The sequence below is a fragment of the Pseudomonas sp. AIG genome (assembly GCF_977020205.1).
Map to the genome: position 1 here is coordinate 77,092 of NZ_CDROCK010000009.1, position 16,082 is coordinate 93,173.

13 protein-coding genes are annotated in these 16,082 nt (G+C 60.5%); 6 read left to right on the top strand and 7 right to left on the bottom strand.

All coding sequences use genetic code 11. From position 1 onward, the window contains the following. Positions 1-278: 278 nt before the first annotated feature. Positions 279-1,928 (top strand): MFS transporter, encoded by a 1,650-nt coding sequence (locus ACWR1S_RS08280; RefSeq protein ID WP_454563134.1) that lies wholly within the window; start codon positions 279-281, stop codon positions 1,926-1,928. After that, positions 1,925-3,067: an HlyD family secretion protein gene (locus tag ACWR1S_RS08285; RefSeq protein ID WP_454563135.1), complete on the top strand. Its 1,143-nt coding sequence runs from the start codon at positions 1,925-1,927 to the stop codon at positions 3,065-3,067. Before ACWR1S_RS08280 ends, ACWR1S_RS08285 begins: the two co-directional genes overlap by 4 nt. 120 nt (positions 3,068-3,187) lie before the next feature. On the opposite strand, the gene copD is transcribed toward ACWR1S_RS08285, so the two are convergent. After that, the gene (gene copD, locus ACWR1S_RS08290; protein ID WP_454563136.1) at positions 3,188-4,045 is read right to left on the bottom strand and encodes a copper homeostasis membrane protein CopD; all 858 of its coding nucleotides are present in this window, start codon (positions 4,043-4,045) and stop codon (positions 3,188-3,190) included. A gap of 3 nt (positions 4,046-4,048) precedes the next feature. Then, complete coding sequence (gene copC, locus ACWR1S_RS08295) at positions 4,049-4,411, bottom strand: copper homeostasis periplasmic binding protein CopC (RefSeq protein WP_064120874.1); 363 nt, start codon at positions 4,409-4,411, stop codon at positions 4,049-4,051. 139 nt (positions 4,412-4,550) lie between these two features. On the opposite strand from copC, the gene ACWR1S_RS08300 reads away from it, so the two are divergent. Further along, a complete protein-coding gene (locus ACWR1S_RS08300) occupies positions 4,551-5,171 on the top strand; it encodes a TetR/AcrR family transcriptional regulator (protein WP_007919317.1) in 621 nt (206 codons plus the stop codon). Between the two features lie 141 nt (positions 5,172-5,312). Here ACWR1S_RS08300 and preA read toward each other — a convergent pair whose 3' ends face one another. From preA to hydA, 3 genes are all read right to left on the bottom strand, one after another. Continuing rightward, positions 5,313-6,587, bottom strand: a complete 1,275-nt coding sequence (gene preA, locus ACWR1S_RS08305) for an NAD-dependent dihydropyrimidine dehydrogenase subunit PreA (RefSeq protein ID WP_454563137.1) — start codon at positions 6,585-6,587, stop codon at positions 5,313-5,315. Beyond that, positions 6,588-7,955, bottom strand: a complete 1,368-nt coding sequence (locus tag ACWR1S_RS08310) for an NAD(P)-dependent oxidoreductase (RefSeq protein WP_454563138.1) — start codon at positions 7,953-7,955, stop codon at positions 6,588-6,590. It lies immediately after the preceding gene. Positions 7,956-8,134: 179 nt separating this feature from the next. Then, the gene (gene hydA, locus ACWR1S_RS08315; RefSeq protein ID WP_454563139.1) at positions 8,135-9,574 is read right to left on the bottom strand and encodes a dihydropyrimidinase; all 1,440 of its coding nucleotides are present in this window, start codon (positions 9,572-9,574) and stop codon (positions 8,135-8,137) included. 625 nt (positions 9,575-10,199) lie between these two features. Between hydA and ACWR1S_RS08320 the strand changes: the two genes are divergently transcribed. From ACWR1S_RS08320 to ACWR1S_RS08330, 3 genes are all read left to right on the top strand, one after another. Further along, the gene (locus ACWR1S_RS08320; RefSeq protein WP_454563140.1) at positions 10,200-11,684 is read left to right on the top strand and encodes an NCS1 family nucleobase:cation symporter-1; all 1,485 of its coding nucleotides are present in this window, start codon (positions 10,200-10,202) and stop codon (positions 11,682-11,684) included. 136 nt (positions 11,685-11,820) lie between these two features. Further along, entirely contained in the window at positions 11,821-13,104 is a 1,284-nt protein-coding gene (locus ACWR1S_RS08325) for a Zn-dependent hydrolase (protein WP_454563141.1), read from the top strand. Positions 13,105-13,231: 127 nt separating this feature from the next. Further along, on the top strand, positions 13,232-14,173 hold the full coding sequence (locus ACWR1S_RS08330) for a DHH family phosphoesterase (protein WP_454563142.1): 942 nt from the start codon (positions 13,232-13,234) through the stop codon (positions 14,171-14,173). On the opposite strand, the gene ACWR1S_RS08335 is transcribed toward ACWR1S_RS08330, so the two are convergent. Together ACWR1S_RS08335 and ACWR1S_RS08340 are read right to left on the bottom strand one after the other, a co-directional pair. Beyond that, on the bottom strand, positions 14,143-15,009 hold the full coding sequence (locus ACWR1S_RS08335; protein ID WP_454563143.1) for a CAP domain-containing protein: 867 nt from the start codon (positions 15,007-15,009) through the stop codon (positions 14,143-14,145). The genes ACWR1S_RS08330 and ACWR1S_RS08335 overlap by 31 nt on opposite strands. A gap of 275 nt (positions 15,010-15,284) precedes the next feature. Next, positions 15,285-16,055 (bottom strand): alpha/beta hydrolase, encoded by a 771-nt coding sequence (locus ACWR1S_RS08340; RefSeq protein ID WP_454563144.1) that lies wholly within the window; start codon positions 16,053-16,055, stop codon positions 15,285-15,287. Between the last annotated feature and the right edge of the window lie 27 nt (positions 16,056-16,082).

Sequence of the window (16,082 nt, forward strand, 5' to 3'; positions counted from 1 at the left end):
TATTATTTGTCATACGTCGTCGTACAACGATGGTGCGGATATTTCCTAGGTTTTCCGGGAATGTCAACAGCAAGTTGTGCGATGACTTCGGTCATCACACAGAACCCTTGTAGGAGTGAGCCTGCTCGCGATAGCGGTGTATCAGTCGACATTTCCATCATTGATACAACGCGATCGCGAGCAGGCTCACTCCTACAAGGGATCTGTGTTGTCTATGGGATGTGTGTTGCCGGCGAATTTGCGGCAAACTTCACTCACCCTCCGCACAAGGCCTTTCAATGGATCAATACGCCCCGCGTAACTGGCAGCCGCACGAAAAGCCCAGTCTGCCCGGTTCCCCGTCGACGCCGTTGCACTCCAACCCCAAGCGCCTGGCCTATGCGCTGGTCGGCGTACTGGTGGCGGTGACCGGTGGCTTGGGCAACTCGCTGGTGGTCGCCAACCTGCCTTACCTGCAAGGTGCACTTGGCGCGACCACCGCAGAAATGGCCTGGCTGCCGGCGGCGTATGTGATGACCAACGTGTCGATGAACCTGCTGCTGGTGAAGTTTCGCCAGCAGTTCGGTTTGCGTGCATTCACCGAGGTGTTTCTGGTGCTTTACGCGCTGGTGACTTTCGGCCACCTGTTCGTCAACGACCTGAATTCGGCGGTGGCGGTGCGCGCGGCCCACGGCATGGTCGGCGCGGCGCTGAGTTCGCTGGGCCTGTATTACATGGTCCAGGCGTTCCCGGCGAAGTGGCGGCTGAAGGCGCTGGTGCTCGGCCTCGGCACTTCCCAACTGGCGCTGCCGTTGGCGCGATTATTTTCCGAAGACTTGCTGCAGATTGCCGAATGGCGCGGCTTGTACCTGTTCGAACTGGGCATGGCACTGCTCTCGCTAGGCTGCGTATTGATGCTCAAGTTGCCGCCGGGCGACCGCTTCAAAACCTTCGAAAAACTCGATTTTCTCACCTTCGCCATTCTCGCCACCGGCGTGGCGCTGCTGTGTGCGGTGTTGTCGCTGGGGCGGATTGACTGGTGGCTGGAGGCCAACTGGATCGGCTACGCGCTGGCCGCCTCGATTGCCTTGATCCTCGCCGGTCTGGCGATCGAACATAACCGCAGCAACCCGCTGCTGATGACCCGTTGGCTGGGCAGCGGGACGATGATCCGGCTGGCGCTGGCGGTGACCCTGATTCGCATGGTCACCTCGGAGCAGTCCACCGGTGCGGTCGGTTTCATGCAGAACCTGAACATGGGCTATGAGCAGTTGCACAGCCTGTACGTGGTGATGCTGATTGGCAGCGTCGCGGGGTTGTTGACCAGCGCACTGACGATCGACCCCAAGCACTTGCTGATGCCGCTTATTATCTCGCTGGGTCTGATGGCCACCGGGTCGGTGATGGACAGTTTTTCCAATAATCTGACTCGCCCGGAAAATCTCTATTTCAGTCAGTTCCTGCTGGCCTTCGGCAGCACATTTTTCCTTGGCCCGACCATGGTCTTCGGCACCCGTAACGTGCTGACCAATCCGCGCAATCTGGTGAGCTTTTCCGTTTTGTTCGGGATCTGCAACAACCTCGGTGGCCTGCTCGGTGCCGCACTGCTGGGCACCTTTCAGATCGTCCGGGAAAAATTTCATTCCAGTCACATCGTTGAGCACCTGACGCTGTCTGACCCTTTGGTGGCGGCACGCGTGCAGAGCGGCGGCTCGGCGTACGGCTCGCTGTTGGCTGACCCGAGTCTGCGCAACCTGGCGGGGATTCGCAGCCTGGCCAACGCCGCCACCCGTGAGGCCAACGTGCTGGCCTACAACGATGTGTTCATGCTGATCGCCGTGATTGCGGTGTTGACCATGATCTGGCTGTCCATTCGTGCGCTGTGGCTGATCAGCACCACCCAAGCCGTCGCCCCATCCCCACCTTCCAGCGGTGCCACTTCTTCATGACCGAACCGACCACCACAACCACCAATGCCATTGCCGCCACGCCCGAAGGTGTGGCGCCGCCGTCATCGCCGAACACCGAGCCACGCTCGTTGCGCGTGCGGATTATTTCTTCCATGGGCTTCGCGGCGATTGCCATCGTTGGCGTGTTGATTGTGCTTTATGCCTGGCAATTGCCGCCGTTCAGCAGCGCGGTCGAGACCACTGAAAACGCCTTGATTCGCGGGCAGGTGACGATCATCGGCCCGCAACTCGCCGGTTATGTCTACGAAGTGCCGGTGCAGGATTTCCAGTACGTGAAGGCCGGGGATCTGCTGGTGCGTCTGGACGATCGCATCTATCAGCAGCGTCTCGATCAGTCGCTGGCGCAACTGGCGGTGCAGAAGGCTGCATTGGCCAATGTGGTGCAGCAACGCAACAGCGCCGAGGCGACGATCAAATTGCGTCAGGCCGTGCAGGCCGACAGCGAAGCGCAGTTGCGCAAGAGCGAGGCGGATCTGCGGCGGAATCAGGAACTGGTGCGCGACGGTTCGGTGTCCAAGCGTGAGATGGATGTAGCGTTGGCGGCGAATGCGCAAAGTGTTGCGGGGGTGGCGCAGGCCAAGGCCAATCTGGAAATCGCCCGTCAGGATCTGCAAACGGTGATCGTCAATCGCGGCTCGCTGGAAGCCGCAGTGGCCAGCGCGGAAGCAGCGGTGCAACTGGCGCGGATCGACCTTTCGAACACGCGCATCGTTGCCCCGCGTGACGGCCAGCTCGGGCAGATCGGCGTGCGCCTCGGCGCCTACGTCAACTCCGGCGCGCAGTTGATGGCGCTGGTGCCGAACCAGAAATGGGTAATCGCCAACATGAAGGAAACCCAGATGGACAATGTGCGCGTCGGGCAACCGGTGCGCTTCACTGTCGATGCGTTGAACCACCGCCGATTCACCGGGCATGTGCAGCATATTTCGCCGGGGACGGGGTCTGAATTTGCCCTGTTGCAGGCGGACAATGCCACTGGCAACTTTGTGAAAATCGCCCAGCGCGTGCCGGTACGAATCACTATTGATGCGGATCAGCAGGAAGAGGAACGGTTGCGGCCGGGGATGTCGGTGGTGGTCAGCATCGACACCGCCGCCGGCGACACCCAACCCCACTGATTCACACAATTCCCCTGTAGGAGTGAGCCTGCTCGCGATAGCGGTGTGTCAGTTAGGGATATTTGACTGACACACCGCTATCGCGAGCAGGCTCACTCCTACATTGGATCTCCATGATCTTTAGATTGTGATCATCGGGGGCAGGGTGCCGAGCAGCGAGACGGCCGCCACCGCGCCGATGCCGAGCAACCACTCCAGCATCACACTGCGCCTGATTGCGCCCATCCGCTGTTCGCAATCATCCATGCGCAAGCGGTTGAACAGCGCCAGCCCAAGCATGCCCAGCACGATCAGCGCCTTGATCAACAGAATCAACGCAAACCCGCTGAACAACGGCGTCGGCCACCACTGACCGGTCAGCACGCGCATGTTGATCAAACCGGTGATCAGCAGCCCCGCGACCAGCGCATAACCGACGCTGCTGAAACGCCGCAAAACCTCGCGCATCGGTTCACTCGGCTGACGCAAAATCATCACCAGCAGTAACAACCCGCCGAGCCACGCCGCCACGCAGGTCAGATGCACGATCTGGTTGAGAATCAGCAACTGCCCGCTCACACCATCGAGCATGGCGCCATGCCCGACCGGTGCCAGGGTCGCCAGCAACACCGCGCCCAAGCCCAAACGCAACGGCATGCTCAAACGCCAAGGTGTGAACAGCAACGCCAGCAGCACCGCGTTGATCAGCAGATGCCAGCGCCACACCTGACCAAAAAACGTATGGCCCAGCACCAGCGCAACCGTGTCCGGATCAAATGCCGCCGCTGCCGAACCGGCCATGCTCGCGGTGATCAACAGCGCCCAGACAACCCCGCTGACCAGCGCAACAGCAGCCAGCCAACGCGCCAGTCGCGCCAGGTGCAGATCCACTTGCGGCGCTTCATCCTTGAGCAGCAACGGCCTGAACAGCCAGGCCCCGAACAGCATCAACACCACGATGAAATGCACAAAGCGGCACAGCACCAGCGCTTCACTCATGAATTACTGGCCCACCTTGAACTGATAAGCACCTTCGCTTTTGTGCGTATCGACTGAAACGGCGTGCCATTCGACTTTGTACTCGCCGGCCGTCAGCGGAGCGGCGGGGGTGACGATCAGAGTTTTCTTGTCGTTTTCAGTGGTCAGGGCTTTGACCGCGACCGGTGCGCCATCCTTGGTCACGGTGACTTTGGTGAAACTGGCCTCGACGCCCTCGGAAAAGGTCAGGCGCAAATCGGCGGGAGCAGCGACGGTGCTGTCGGCGGCCGGGGTCTGGCTTTTCAGGTGGGCGTGGGCAAATACGGAAGATGCGGCGAACAGCGAAGCGAGCAGGGCAGTGGTGGTCAGGACGTTCTTGAACAGCATCGCAAATACCTCTGAGGCAGGATCGAAGAACCGTCAGTTTAGCCATCCGCTCACGCCAGTACGAAGTTTTGTTTGCAGCGGTCGCCCGCGCACCAGAGCGGATGCTAGTCTTGGGCAACGCTGTTGTCAGGGAGCCCTCATGGGCAATCACAAGATCGAGATTCGTCGCAATAACGTCGAGAAAATCCTCCTGGCGGCGGAAAAAGTCTTCGCCGAAAAAGGCTTCGGCGGCACCGCCATGGCCGACATCGCGGCTGAAGTGCAACTGCCGCGTTCCAACCTGCATTACTACTTCTCAACCAAGAGCGAGCTGTACAGCGCGGTGCTGTTCGACCTGCTGGAAGTGTGGAAACAGGATGCGCTGTGTTTCGAGATGTTCGACGATCCACGGGTGGTATTGAGCAGCTACATCCGCGCCAAGATGAATCATTCGCGCAGTCGTCCGTACGGTTCGAAAGTCTGGGCCAACGAAATCATCCACGGCGCGCCGACCTTGGGCGAGGCGCTGGATGTGAGTCTGTATGACTGGGCGAAGATGAAGGAAGCGAAGATTCGCCAGTGGGTCGAGGACAAGCGGATTTTGCCGGTGGAACCGTCGAGTCTGCTGTACATGATCTGGGCGTCGACGCAGCACTATGCCGACTTTGATCATCAGGTGAATATTCTCAATGAGCATCAGCCGTTGTCGGACATGCAGTTTGAGCGGGCGGTGCAGACGGTGACGAGTGTGATCTTGCGTGGGATCGGGTTGGAGCCCTAAGTCAAAAGATCGCGGCCTGCGGCAGCTCCTACATGATCGTTCCCACGCTCTGCGTGGGAATGCCTCCAGGGACGCTCCGCGTTCCAATGGGACGCAGAGCGTCCCGGGCTGCATTCCCACGCAGAGCGTGGGAACGATCAGTCAAACCGCAACATGATAGGGATTGCGCGGATCATGATTCCAGTCCAGAAACGGCTTCCCAGTCTCCATCGGTACCATCTCGATACAATCCGCCACCGGGCAGGTGATCTGGCACAGATTGCAACCCACACACTCCTCATCGATCACTTCATATTTATGCGTACCGTCCGCCTGTTTCAGACTGCTGATCGCCTGGTGTGAAGTGTCCTCACATGCAATATGGCAACGCCCGCAACCAATGCACGCCTCCTGATCTATCTTCGCAATGACCTGATAGTTGATATCGAGGTACTTCCAGTCCGTGGTATTGCCCACCGCACGCCCGGAAAACTCACTGATGTTGGCGTAACCCTGACTGTCCATCCACCGCGACAGCCCATCCTTCATCTCCTCGACAATCCGAAAGCCATGCAGCATCGCCGCCGTGCACACCTGCACCGCGCCGCTGCCCAGCGCCATGAACTCCGCCGCATCACGCCAACTGCCGATGCCGCCAATGCCGCAGATCGGCAAGCCCTGGGTCTGCGGGTCGCGGGCGATTTCGGCGACCATGTTCAGCGCAATCGGCTTCACCGCTGAACCGCAATAACCGCCATGGGTGCTTTTGCTGCCGACGGTGGGCAGGGCGACCATGTGCTCCAGATCGACACTGGTGATCGAGTTGATCGTATTGATCAGCGACACCGCATCGGCGCCCCCACGATAGGCCGCGCGGGCAGCGACGCGGATGTCGGTGATGTTCGGCGTCAGTTTGACGATCACCGGCAGCGAGCAATAAGTCTTGCACCAGCGCGTGACTTGCTCGACGTACTCCGGCACCTGACCGACCGCCGCGCCCATGCCCCGTTCGGGCATGCCGTGTGGGCAACCAAAGTTCAGCTCGATACCGTCAGCGCCGGTGGCTTCCACCAGCGGCAGAATGTGTTTCCACGATTCCTCCACGCACGGCACCATCAGCGAGACGATCAGCGCGCGATCCGGCCAGTCCTTCTTCACCTGAGTGATTTCGCGCAGGTTGATTTCCAGCGAGCGGTCGGTGATCAGCTCGATATTGTTGATGCCGAGCACTTCACGGTTGTTGCCGTAATGCGCCGAATAACGCGACGACACGTTGACCGCTGCCGGGTCCTCCCCAAGGGTTTTCCAGACCACGCCACCCCAGCCCGCTTCAAAGGCACGGACGACGTTGTAGGCCTTGTCGGTGGGTGGCGCGGAGGCCAGCCAGAACGGATTCGGCGCTTTGATGCCAGCGAAGACAATCGACAGATCGGCCATTTACGCAGCCTCCACGTTAAGCATCAGTTGAGCGTTGATCGCCTCGGCGGCGCGTTTGCCGTGCTGCACGGCTTGCACGGTGAGGTCCTGATCGAGGCTGGTGCAGTCGCCGCCGGCATACACACCGGGGATGCTGGTGCGCAGGTTTTCATCGACCTGAATGCGTTCGCCCTGGCGCTTGAGTTCGCGGGCTAGCGGGTCGGCGAGGGCGCTGCCGTCGAACGCCTGGCCGATGGCTTTGAAGATCGCATCGGCGGCCAGTTCGAAGGTTTCGCCAGTGGTTTGCAGGCGACCGTCGACCAGATCGGTGCGAGCGAAACGCATGCCGCGCACCTGGCCCTGATCGTCGAGTAATACTTCTTCCGGTTGTGCCCAGGTCAACAGGCGCACCTGATTGGCTTTGGCGATGTCCTGTTCATGACCGGTGGCGCCCATGTCCGCCGCGCCACGCCGATACACCAGATTGACGTCGCGGGCACCGAGGCGGGCCATCTGCACGGCCATGTCGATCGCCGTGTTGCCGGCACCGAGGACAATGCAGCGCTCGGCCAGCGGCAGTTGCGTGAGGTCATCGGCCTGGCGCAGTTCGCGGATGTAATCGGTGGCGGCGAGCAGGCCCGGGGCATCTTCGTGAGGCAGGCCGAGTTGCTTGCTGGCATTGAGGCCAAGGCCGAGGAACACCGCGTCGAACTGTTGATGCAGCTCGCTCAGCGTCAGATTCTCGCCAAGCTTTTGCCCATGACGGATTTCAATGCCGCCAATTTGCAGGAGGAAATCCAGTTCCTTCTGCGCGTAGTCGTCGACCAGTTTGTACTTGGCGATCCCATATTCATTGAGGCCGCCAGCCTTCTCCCGAGCTTCGAAAATCACCACGTCATGGCCGTGCATGGCACTGCGATGCGCACAGGACAAACCGGCCGGCCCGGCACCGACCACGGCGATGCGTTTGCCAGTCGCTGCGGCGCGCTGAAACGGGTGTTCGCTGAAGTGTGCATTGTCGACGGCGTAGCGTTGCAGCAGGCCGATCAGCACCGGTGCGCATTCGTGAGCGTTGTTGCGCACGCAGGCTTGCTGGCAAAGGATCTCGGTTGGACAGACTCGGGCGCAACTGCCACCGAGGATGTTCGCCGAGAGGATTTTCTGCGCCGCACCGGGGACGTTGTCCTGGTGAATATTGCGGATGAACGAGGGGATATCGATCTCGCTCGGGCACGCATTGACGCACGGCGCGTCGTAGCAATACAGGCAGCGCGAGGCTTCCAGATGCGCTTGCCGATCGTTGAGCGGCGGCGCCAGATCGGTGAAATGCCCGGCGAGGGCGGCCGCGCTTTCGTGCGGGTGGGGGAGATGGTTCAGGGTCTCGATCACGGTTTTTTGCCTCACGGTTATTGAGGTTCTCTGCCTCTATCGGGCAGTGGTTGATCGTTCCCACGCTCTGCGTGGGAATGCCTCTAGGGACGCTCTGCGTCCAGTGACGCGGAGCGTCACGGGCTGCATTCCCACGCAGAGCGTGGGAACGATCATTTATGAGGCCGAAGGCCTGGATTTCAGCGTTTCACAGCAACTGGCTTATGTTGCTCAGCCCGCTTGCTCAGCAAATCAAACACCGCCGGATACGCCGGCCGTTCGATGTACCGCCCGGCGCCGCGCTCGGCGCGCAGGTCGCCATCGGCCCAGACCACCCGGCCCTGGCTGACGGTATGGCTCGGCACGCCGCGCACGGTCTTGCCTTCGAAGATGTTGAAGTCCACCTGCTGATGGTGGGTCTTGGCGGAAATGGTGCGGGTGCCTTGCGGATCCCACAGCACCAGGTCGGCGTCGGCACCGACGCGAATCGCACCTTTGCGCGGATAGAGATTGAAGATCTTCGCGGTGTTGGTGGAGGTGAGCGCGACGAAATCCTGCATCGATAAACGCCCGCTGTTGACGCCTTCGTCCCACAGCACCGCCATGCGATCTTCGATACCGGCCGTGCCGTTGGGAATCTTGCTGAAGTCATCGCGCCCGGCGGCTTTCTGCTCGGCGCAGAAGCAGCAATGGTCAGTCGCGGTGGTGTGCAGATTGCCGTTTTGCAGTCCGTGCCACAGTGCGTCTTGATGGCCGCGCGGACGGAACGGCGGGCTCATCACATAACCAGCGGCGGTCTGCCAGTCCGGGTGCTGATAGACGCTGTCGTCGAGCAGCAGATGCCCGGCCAGCACTTCGCCGTACACCGGTTGGCCCTTGCTGCGCGCATAGGTGATTTCGTCGAGGGCTTCTTTGGTCGAGACGTGCACCAGGTACAACGGCGTGCCAATGGTTTCGGCGATACGAATCGCCCGGCTCGCCGCTTCACCTTCAACCTGCGACGGCCGCGACAGCGGATGCGCCTCCGGCCCGGTGATGCCTTGGGCCATCAACTTGCGTTGCAGGTGATAAACCAGCTCGCCATTTTCCGCGTGTACGGTCGGCACCGCGCCGAGCTCCAGACAGCGCTCGAAACTCGCCACCAGCGTGTCGTCGGCAGCCATGATCGCGTTCTTGTAGGCCATGAAGTGCTTGAAGCTGTTGATGCCGTGATGGCTGACCAGCTCGGCCATTTCCTCACGCACCTGTTCGCTCCACCAGGTGATCGCAACGTGGAAGCCATAGTCGGACGCAGACTTTTCCGCCCAGCCGCGCCACTGATGAAACGCCTCCATCAACGACTGCTGCGGATTGGGAATCACGAAGTCGATGATCGACGTGGTGCCACCGGCCAGACCTGCAGCGGTGCCGCTGTAGAAGTCTTCACTGGCCACAGTGCCCATGAACGGAAGCTGCATGTGGGTGTGCGGGTCGATGCCGCCGGGCATCAGGTATTGGCCACTGCCGTCGAGCACTTCGGCGCCGGCGGGAATATCAAGGTTTTCACCAATGGCTTTGATCACGCCGTCGGCGCAATAGACGTCGGCGCGATAACTTTCATCATGGGTAACAACGGTGGCGCCACGGATCAACAGAGACATTCCGAGTTCCTCGCAGGCATTGACCGACTTGTGCCGGTTCTAGATGTTTTATTGATGTACAGCGTTGCAGGGTGTATTCCTGTCAGCGCTGTCAGGAATAGAAACTAGTCGCAGATTTGCAATAGATCAAGATTATTTTTTATAAGCTTATGACTGTTTTAACTGTATGAAAAATAAAGATAAAAACTATAAATCACCAAAATGGTGAGGCCGATCACCATTTTGACGCACTTGACAGGATGGAAATATGAGCAAGATTTCCTATGTGAAATCAGCCGCTTGAAGTTGAGCTGCGGTTACTCGCTCACGATGAAAATAAATGCAGTGCACCAGATTGAGTCCTGTCTGTTCGGACAACTTGCCAGACGTTTAGCCTGAGCGTTCAGACAAGTTTCCGCGGACTCACCGGGTGAATAATTAAAACTGATGAATATCAGAAAGTTGCAAAGCGTTTAACGCTCGGCCCGATGCGCAAGCGGGGCACCCGGCACGTTTATTGATGCCGCCGCTGACACCGTGGCCGGTGCACGAAAGTTGTCAGTTCCTCCGGCCATCGTCCGGCTGCACCTGCGTGTGCAAGCCGCCTGATGAGCAAAAAAATAATCAGAAGAACAGTGGAGCGGCCATGCAACAGATCAGATCGCAAGTGACCGAGCGCGACGGCTTGTTCGAGCTCGAAGCCGGCAGCGACGTCCTCGACAGTCCCCGTTACAACCACGACATGGCACCGACCAAGGTGCGCGAACGAACCTGGAACAAGTGGCACATCACCGCGCTGTGGGTCGGCATGTCGATCTGCGTGCCGACTTATACCCTCGGTGGCGTGCTGACGGCGTACTTCGGTTTGAGCGTTGGCGAAGCGCTGCTGGCGATTCTGTTCGCCAACGTCATTGTGCTGATTCCGCTCACGCTCAACGCCTTTCCGGGCACCAAGTACGGCATTCCGTTTCCGGTGTTGCTGCGCTCCTCGTTCGGCATTCTCGGCTCCAACGTGCCGTGTCTGATTCGCGCGTTGGTGGCGTGTGGCTGGTTCGGTATCCAGACGATGTTTGGCGGCCTGGCGATTCACTTGTTTCTCGGCTCGATTTTCGACGGTTGGAAATCCCTTGGCGGCACCGGGGAGGTGATCGGTTTCATGATCTTCTGGGCGCTGAACCTGTGGGTGGTGATTCGCGGTGCCGAGTCGATCAAGTGGCTGGAAACCTTGTCGGCGCCCTTGCTGGTGGCGGTCGGCATCGGACTGCTGGTGTGGGCGATGCCCAATGTGTCGATGACCGAACTGTTGGCGATCCCACCCAAACGTCCGGAAGGCGCGAGTGTGGTCAGTTACTTCGCCGCCGGGCTGACGGCGATGGTTGGCTTTTGGGCCACGTTGTCGCTGAACATTCCGGACTTCAGCCGTTATGCCAAGAGCCAGAAAGATCAAATCCTCGGGCAAATTTTCGGCCTGCCACTGACGATGTTTCTGTTCGCCTCCCTCGGTGTGATCATGACCGCCGCGTCTGTGAAGCTTGTCGGTGTGACCGTTTCTGATCCGGTCAGCCTGATCGGCCATATCCAGAGTCCGGTGTGGGTCGCGGTGGCCATGGCGCTGATCATCATTGCCACGCTGTCGACCAACACCGCCGCCAACATTGTTTCGCCGACCAACGACTTCCAGAACATTGCACCCAAAGTCATCAACCGCACCAAAGCGGTGTTGCTGACCGGGTTTGTCGGACTGTTGTTGATGGGCCATGAGTTGCTGAAAAAACTCGGTTTGATCGTTTCCGATGTCAGCCTGGAAACCGTGTACTCCAACTGGCTGCTGGGCTATTCGAGCCTGCTCGGGCCGATCGCCGGGATCATGGTGGTGGACTATTTCCTGATCAAGAAACAGCAACTGGATCTGGCCGGGTTGTACCGCGATGACGTGTATCCGGCGTGGAACTGGGCCGGGTTTCTCGCCTTTGGCGTGCCGGTGGTGCTGACCTTGTTGTCGCTGGGCAGCGATGCGTTCAGCTGGTTTTACAGCTATGGCTGGTTCACCGGCTCGGCGCTGGGCGGGATTATTTATTACGGGTTGTGCGTGATGCGTGCGCAGCCTTCAGTCGTTAAGTCGGCGGTGTAACACATGATCGTTCCCACGCTCTGCGTGGGAATGCAGCCCGGGACGCTCCGCGTCCCAACAGCGGACGCAGAGCGTCCATGGATGAGTTCCCACGCAGAGCGTGGGAACTATCGGTATCAGCACTGAGGAGATCCCCATGAACGCAGCCGTAGACGTTCTGCAATCGAGCCATCAGCACATCAACCGCGACCGCTTGTGGGCGTCGCTCATGGAGCTGGCCAAACTCGGCGCGACGGTCAAGGGCGGGGTCTGTCGCCTGGCCCTCACCGACCTCGACCGCCAGGCCCGCGACCTGTTCGTGCAGTGGTGCAAGGACGCCGGATGCAGCGTCACCGTCGATGCCGTCGGCAACATCTTCGCCCACCGCCCCGGGCGCAATCCCGATCTGCCACCGGTGATGACCGGCAGCCACATCGACACCCAACCCACCGGCGGCAAGTTCGACGGCTGCTTCGGCGTACTCGCCGGTGTCGAAGTCCTGCGCACGCTCAACGACCTTGGTGTGGAAACCGAAGCGCCGCTGGAAGTGGTGGTCTGGACCAACGAAGAAGGCTCGCGCTTCGCCCCGTGCATGATGGGCTCGGGCGTGTTCGCCGAGAAATTCACCCTCGAAGAAACCCTCGCCAAAGTCGATGCCGACGGCGTCACCGTCGGTGAAGCGCTCAACGCCATCGGTTACGCCGGCCCGCGTAAAGTCAGCGGGCATCAGGTCGGCGCCTATTTCGAGGCACACATCGAACAAGGCCCGATCCTCGAAGACGAGCAGAAAACCATCGGCGTCGTGCTCGGTGCACTGGGGCAGAAGTGGTTCGACCTCAAGCTGCGCGGCGTCGAAGCGCATGCCGGCCCGACACCGATGCACCTGCGCAAAGATGCACTGGTCGGCGCCTCGGTGATCGTCGGTGCGGTCAACCGCGCCGCCCTCGGCCATCAACCCCACGCCTGCGGCACCGTCGGCTGCCTGCAAGCCTATCCCGGCTCGCGCAACGTCATCCCCGGCGAAGTACGCATGACCCTCGACTTCCGTCACCTGGAGCCGGCGCGTCTCGACTCGATGATTGCCGAGGTGAAGCAAGTCATCGAAGCCACCTGTGAAGAACACGGCCTATCCTATGAACTGACGCCGACGGCGGACTTCCCGCCGTTGTACTTCGAAAAAGGCTGCGTGGAAGCGGTGCGCGGCGCGGCGAAAGGGCTGGGTCTGTCGAATATGGACATCGTCAGCGGCGCCGGGCATGACGCGATTTTCCTCGCCGAACTCGGCCCGGCCGGGATGATCTTCGTGCCGTGCGAAGGCGGCATCAGCCACAACGAAATCGAGAACGCCGCGCCGGATGATCTGGCGGCCGGGTGCGCGGTGTTGTTGCGGGCGATGCTGGCGGCTTCGGCGATGGTCGCGGGAGGACAGCGGGCGGCTTGAAGATCAAAAGATCGTAGCCTTCGGCAACGCCTACAGGGAAACCATAAATCCTCTGTAGGAGTTGCCGGAGGCTGCGATCTTTTCGCTGTCACCACAACGTCATGAAAATGTGCGACGTTGCCGGCCCATGAAAATCATCACCTCCGGCGCGTCCTATCTGGACATCGACGCCTACGCCTGCTGCATCGCCTACGCTGAATTGCTCAACCTGCAAGGCATTCCCGCCCGCGCGGTCAGCAGCGCACCTGCCAACGCCAGCGTTTCGCCAAGCGTGCTCGGCTGGGGCGCGGCGTTTCACGACTACCAGCCGACATCGGACGATGAGTTCGTCTTGGTCGATGTCTCCGATTATCAGCATTTCGACCCGCTGGTGGTGCTCGAACGGGTAGTGGAGGTCATCGACCATCATCCCGGCCACGAAAACTATTGGCAGCAGAAGCTTGGATCTGCTGCCGATATCCGCCCGATCGGCGCCGCAGCGACTCAGGTTTTTCAGCGCTGGCAGACGGCCGGTGTGCTGCCGCAGATCAGCGTGCCAAGTGCCGCTTTGCTGGCGACGGCGATTCTCGACAACACGCTGAATTTTACCGGGCAGATGACCACGCCAGCGGACATCAAGGCCTACGCCGACCTCGCGTCACGCGCGAAACTCCCGGCAGACTGGCCCCGACAATACTTTCTCGAATGTCAGGCCAGCATCGAATCGGACCTGCCCGCTGCATTGGCAGCCGACTCGAAATGTATGAAGCCCGAAAGCAACCTGCCAGGCTTCTTCGCCCAAATGACGGTGTGGGATGCCGACACCTTGCTGCAAAAACACCTGCCGCTGATCAGGCGCTGGATGGCAGAGCAGGGCGATGACTGGCTGTTGAATGTGATCAGTATCCGCGACCGCAAAAGCTGCTTTCTGGCGCCAGCCGAGGTCAGCCAACAAAAGCTCAATCGCTTGTTGTCACTCGACTGGCAGGCCGGATTGGCCGTTCAGGCGCCGTCAATGCTACGCAAGGAACTGTTGAAATTGGCACTGGACGCTTCCCGTCACTGCGCGCCAAACACCATCGTCCAGTAAACCCCTTCAGCACTGCGCGCCTCACTGGCAAACCCGGCGCCGACCTGGGTGAACATCGGGTTCATCAGGTTGGCGCAGTGTCCGGGGCTGGCCAGCCATCCGGCCATGGCCTTGCCCGGCGAACTCTGCCCGGCGGCGATGTTTTCGCCGATTTGCCGACCACGATAGCCCGCCGCACGGGCGCGATCGGCGGGTAGATCGCCGTCCGGGTCGCGGTGGGCGAAGTAGTTGCCGTAAGCCATGGCTTTGCTGTGCCCCTGCGCGGCGGCGCCCAGTGCGGCGTTCCAGCTCAACGGCCGGGCGGCGGCGAATCGCTGGCGGCCGCACATCCGAGGCCGGGCACGTGCAGCGTTAACCTCGGCGAGCAAGGCTTTGCCGACGCTGCGGTTATCACCGACGCGACTGTCGAGTACCGGTTGCGCCAACACCACTTGCCACTCATTGCGCGACCGACTGACGCCGATGTCGGCGTAGCTCGCGTCCAGCAGCGCGGCGCAGTGCTCGTCTTGCAGCAGGTCGAAAGCCTCTTCGGCGTCCTCGGCCCCGATCACGCGAATACTGCGCACCGCCACGGCGGAATAGCCGGACGACTTCAACGCTTCCCGCATGCCACCGGCGTAGCGATAACCGATCGGCAAGGCCAGGTTCGACTTCAGCGATAGCGGTGCCAGGCGCTGCGCCGGGCGTCGATCGCAGCGTTGCGGATGGGCACGATAGTCGTTGATGGCGGCCACCAGTTGCCGCTCGGCACCGGCATGGGCGGTTTCGGCGAACAGTGGTGAAAGGATCAGCAGGCACAGCGAAACCAAGCGAGACGAGCGAACGGCGTGGCGCATGAGACGGGCAGCTCTGAAGGAGGACAGCGCAAAAAGTTGAGTCAACCGCAGAAAGCGGCGCGAGTAGGACTGGGCTTTTTCGACTTGGTTCAAGGGGCGGGGAGGGGTATTTTCGCGGCGTGACGAAGAGCGTGATCAAGCCGAGTGCTATGTTGCGCTGGATGACGTCATCGCGAGCAGGCTCACTCCTACAGGGGAATGCATTTCAAATGTAGGAGTGAGCCTGCTCGCGATGGGGCCAATAGCAACAGCACTACCATCACAGGCAAACAACATCAGCGATTCAACACATCTCCCATCCACTGCAAATACTGCGCACGATCCGAGATCGAGTTATGCCCCGAATCCGGCACTACCCTGAGCAGCGCCACGCCTTGCGGGAAATTTGCCAGCAAGCGCTGTGTGCTGGCGCGCGGAATCACCTCGTCGTCACTCGCCGCGAGCAGCAGCGTCGGCACACGGATATGCGCGGCGTACTTGCCCGATTCAAAGCGATCCTTGAGCAACCATTTCACCGGCACCCACGGGTATTGCCGTGCCGCGATTTCTTCGAGGCTGTTGTAGGGCGTCACCAGAATCAGGTTTTGCACTGGCCGTTGGCTGGCCAGACGCACGGCCACTCCGGAACCGAGACTGCGGCCGACCACGGCAATCTGCGGATGACTGGCATACACCTGATCGAACAGCGCCAGCGCATCCTCGGCAATCGCCGCCTCGGACGCTGAGCCGCCACTGCCACCAAAGCCGCGATAGTTGAGCAGATACACCGCGTATTCAGGAAACGCCTCGGCAAACTCCGGCAGATTGCGCGATACGTCCTCGGCATTGCCACCGAAATAGATCAGCGCCCGGGGCCCGGCGCGCTCGCGGGTGATCACTGAAACCTGCGCGTCCGGCATCGACAGGGTCAGTTGTGAATCGGCGCTGGTGACGGCATTGGGCTGCGGAAAATAGATCAGCGAGCGCTGAAAAAAGAACAGCGCCGCGCACAGCACCAGGTACACGGCAACGATCAATGCGACGAGTGACATCAGGGTTCGGGACATTCGGCTACTTTTAACGGTGTGTGAAGG

Coding starts and splice junctions, on each gene's coding strand:
- ACWR1S_RS08280 (WP_454563134.1), top strand. CDS start 279: ATGGATCAATACGCCCCGCGTAACTGGCAGCCGCACGAAAAGCCCAGT.
- ACWR1S_RS08285 (WP_454563135.1), top strand. CDS start 1,925: ATGACCGAACCGACCACCACAACCACCAATGCCATTGCCGCCACGCCC.
- copD (WP_454563136.1), bottom strand. CDS start 4,045: ATGAGTGAAGCGCTGGTGCTGTGCCGCTTTGTGCATTTCATCGTGGTG.
- copC (WP_064120874.1), bottom strand. CDS start 4,411: ATGCTGTTCAAGAACGTCCTGACCACCACTGCCCTGCTCGCTTCGCTG.
- ACWR1S_RS08300 (WP_007919317.1), top strand. CDS start 4,551: ATGGGCAATCACAAGATCGAGATTCGTCGCAATAACGTCGAGAAAATC.
- preA (WP_454563137.1), bottom strand. CDS start 6,587: ATGGCCGATCTGTCGATTGTCTTCGCTGGCATCAAAGCGCCGAATCCG.
- hydA (WP_454563139.1), bottom strand. CDS start 9,574: ATGTCTCTGTTGATCCGTGGCGCCACCGTTGTTACCCATGATGAAAGT.
- ACWR1S_RS08320 (WP_454563140.1), top strand. CDS start 10,200: ATGCAACAGATCAGATCGCAAGTGACCGAGCGCGACGGCTTGTTCGAG.
- ACWR1S_RS08325 (WP_454563141.1), top strand. CDS start 11,821: ATGAACGCAGCCGTAGACGTTCTGCAATCGAGCCATCAGCACATCAAC.
- ACWR1S_RS08330 (WP_454563142.1), top strand. CDS start 13,232: ATGAAAATCATCACCTCCGGCGCGTCCTATCTGGACATCGACGCCTAC.
- ACWR1S_RS08335 (WP_454563143.1), bottom strand. CDS start 15,009: ATGCGCCACGCCGTTCGCTCGTCTCGCTTGGTTTCGCTGTGCCTGCTG.
- ACWR1S_RS08340 (WP_454563144.1), bottom strand. CDS start 16,055: ATGTCCCGAACCCTGATGTCACTCGTCGCATTGATCGTTGCCGTGTAC.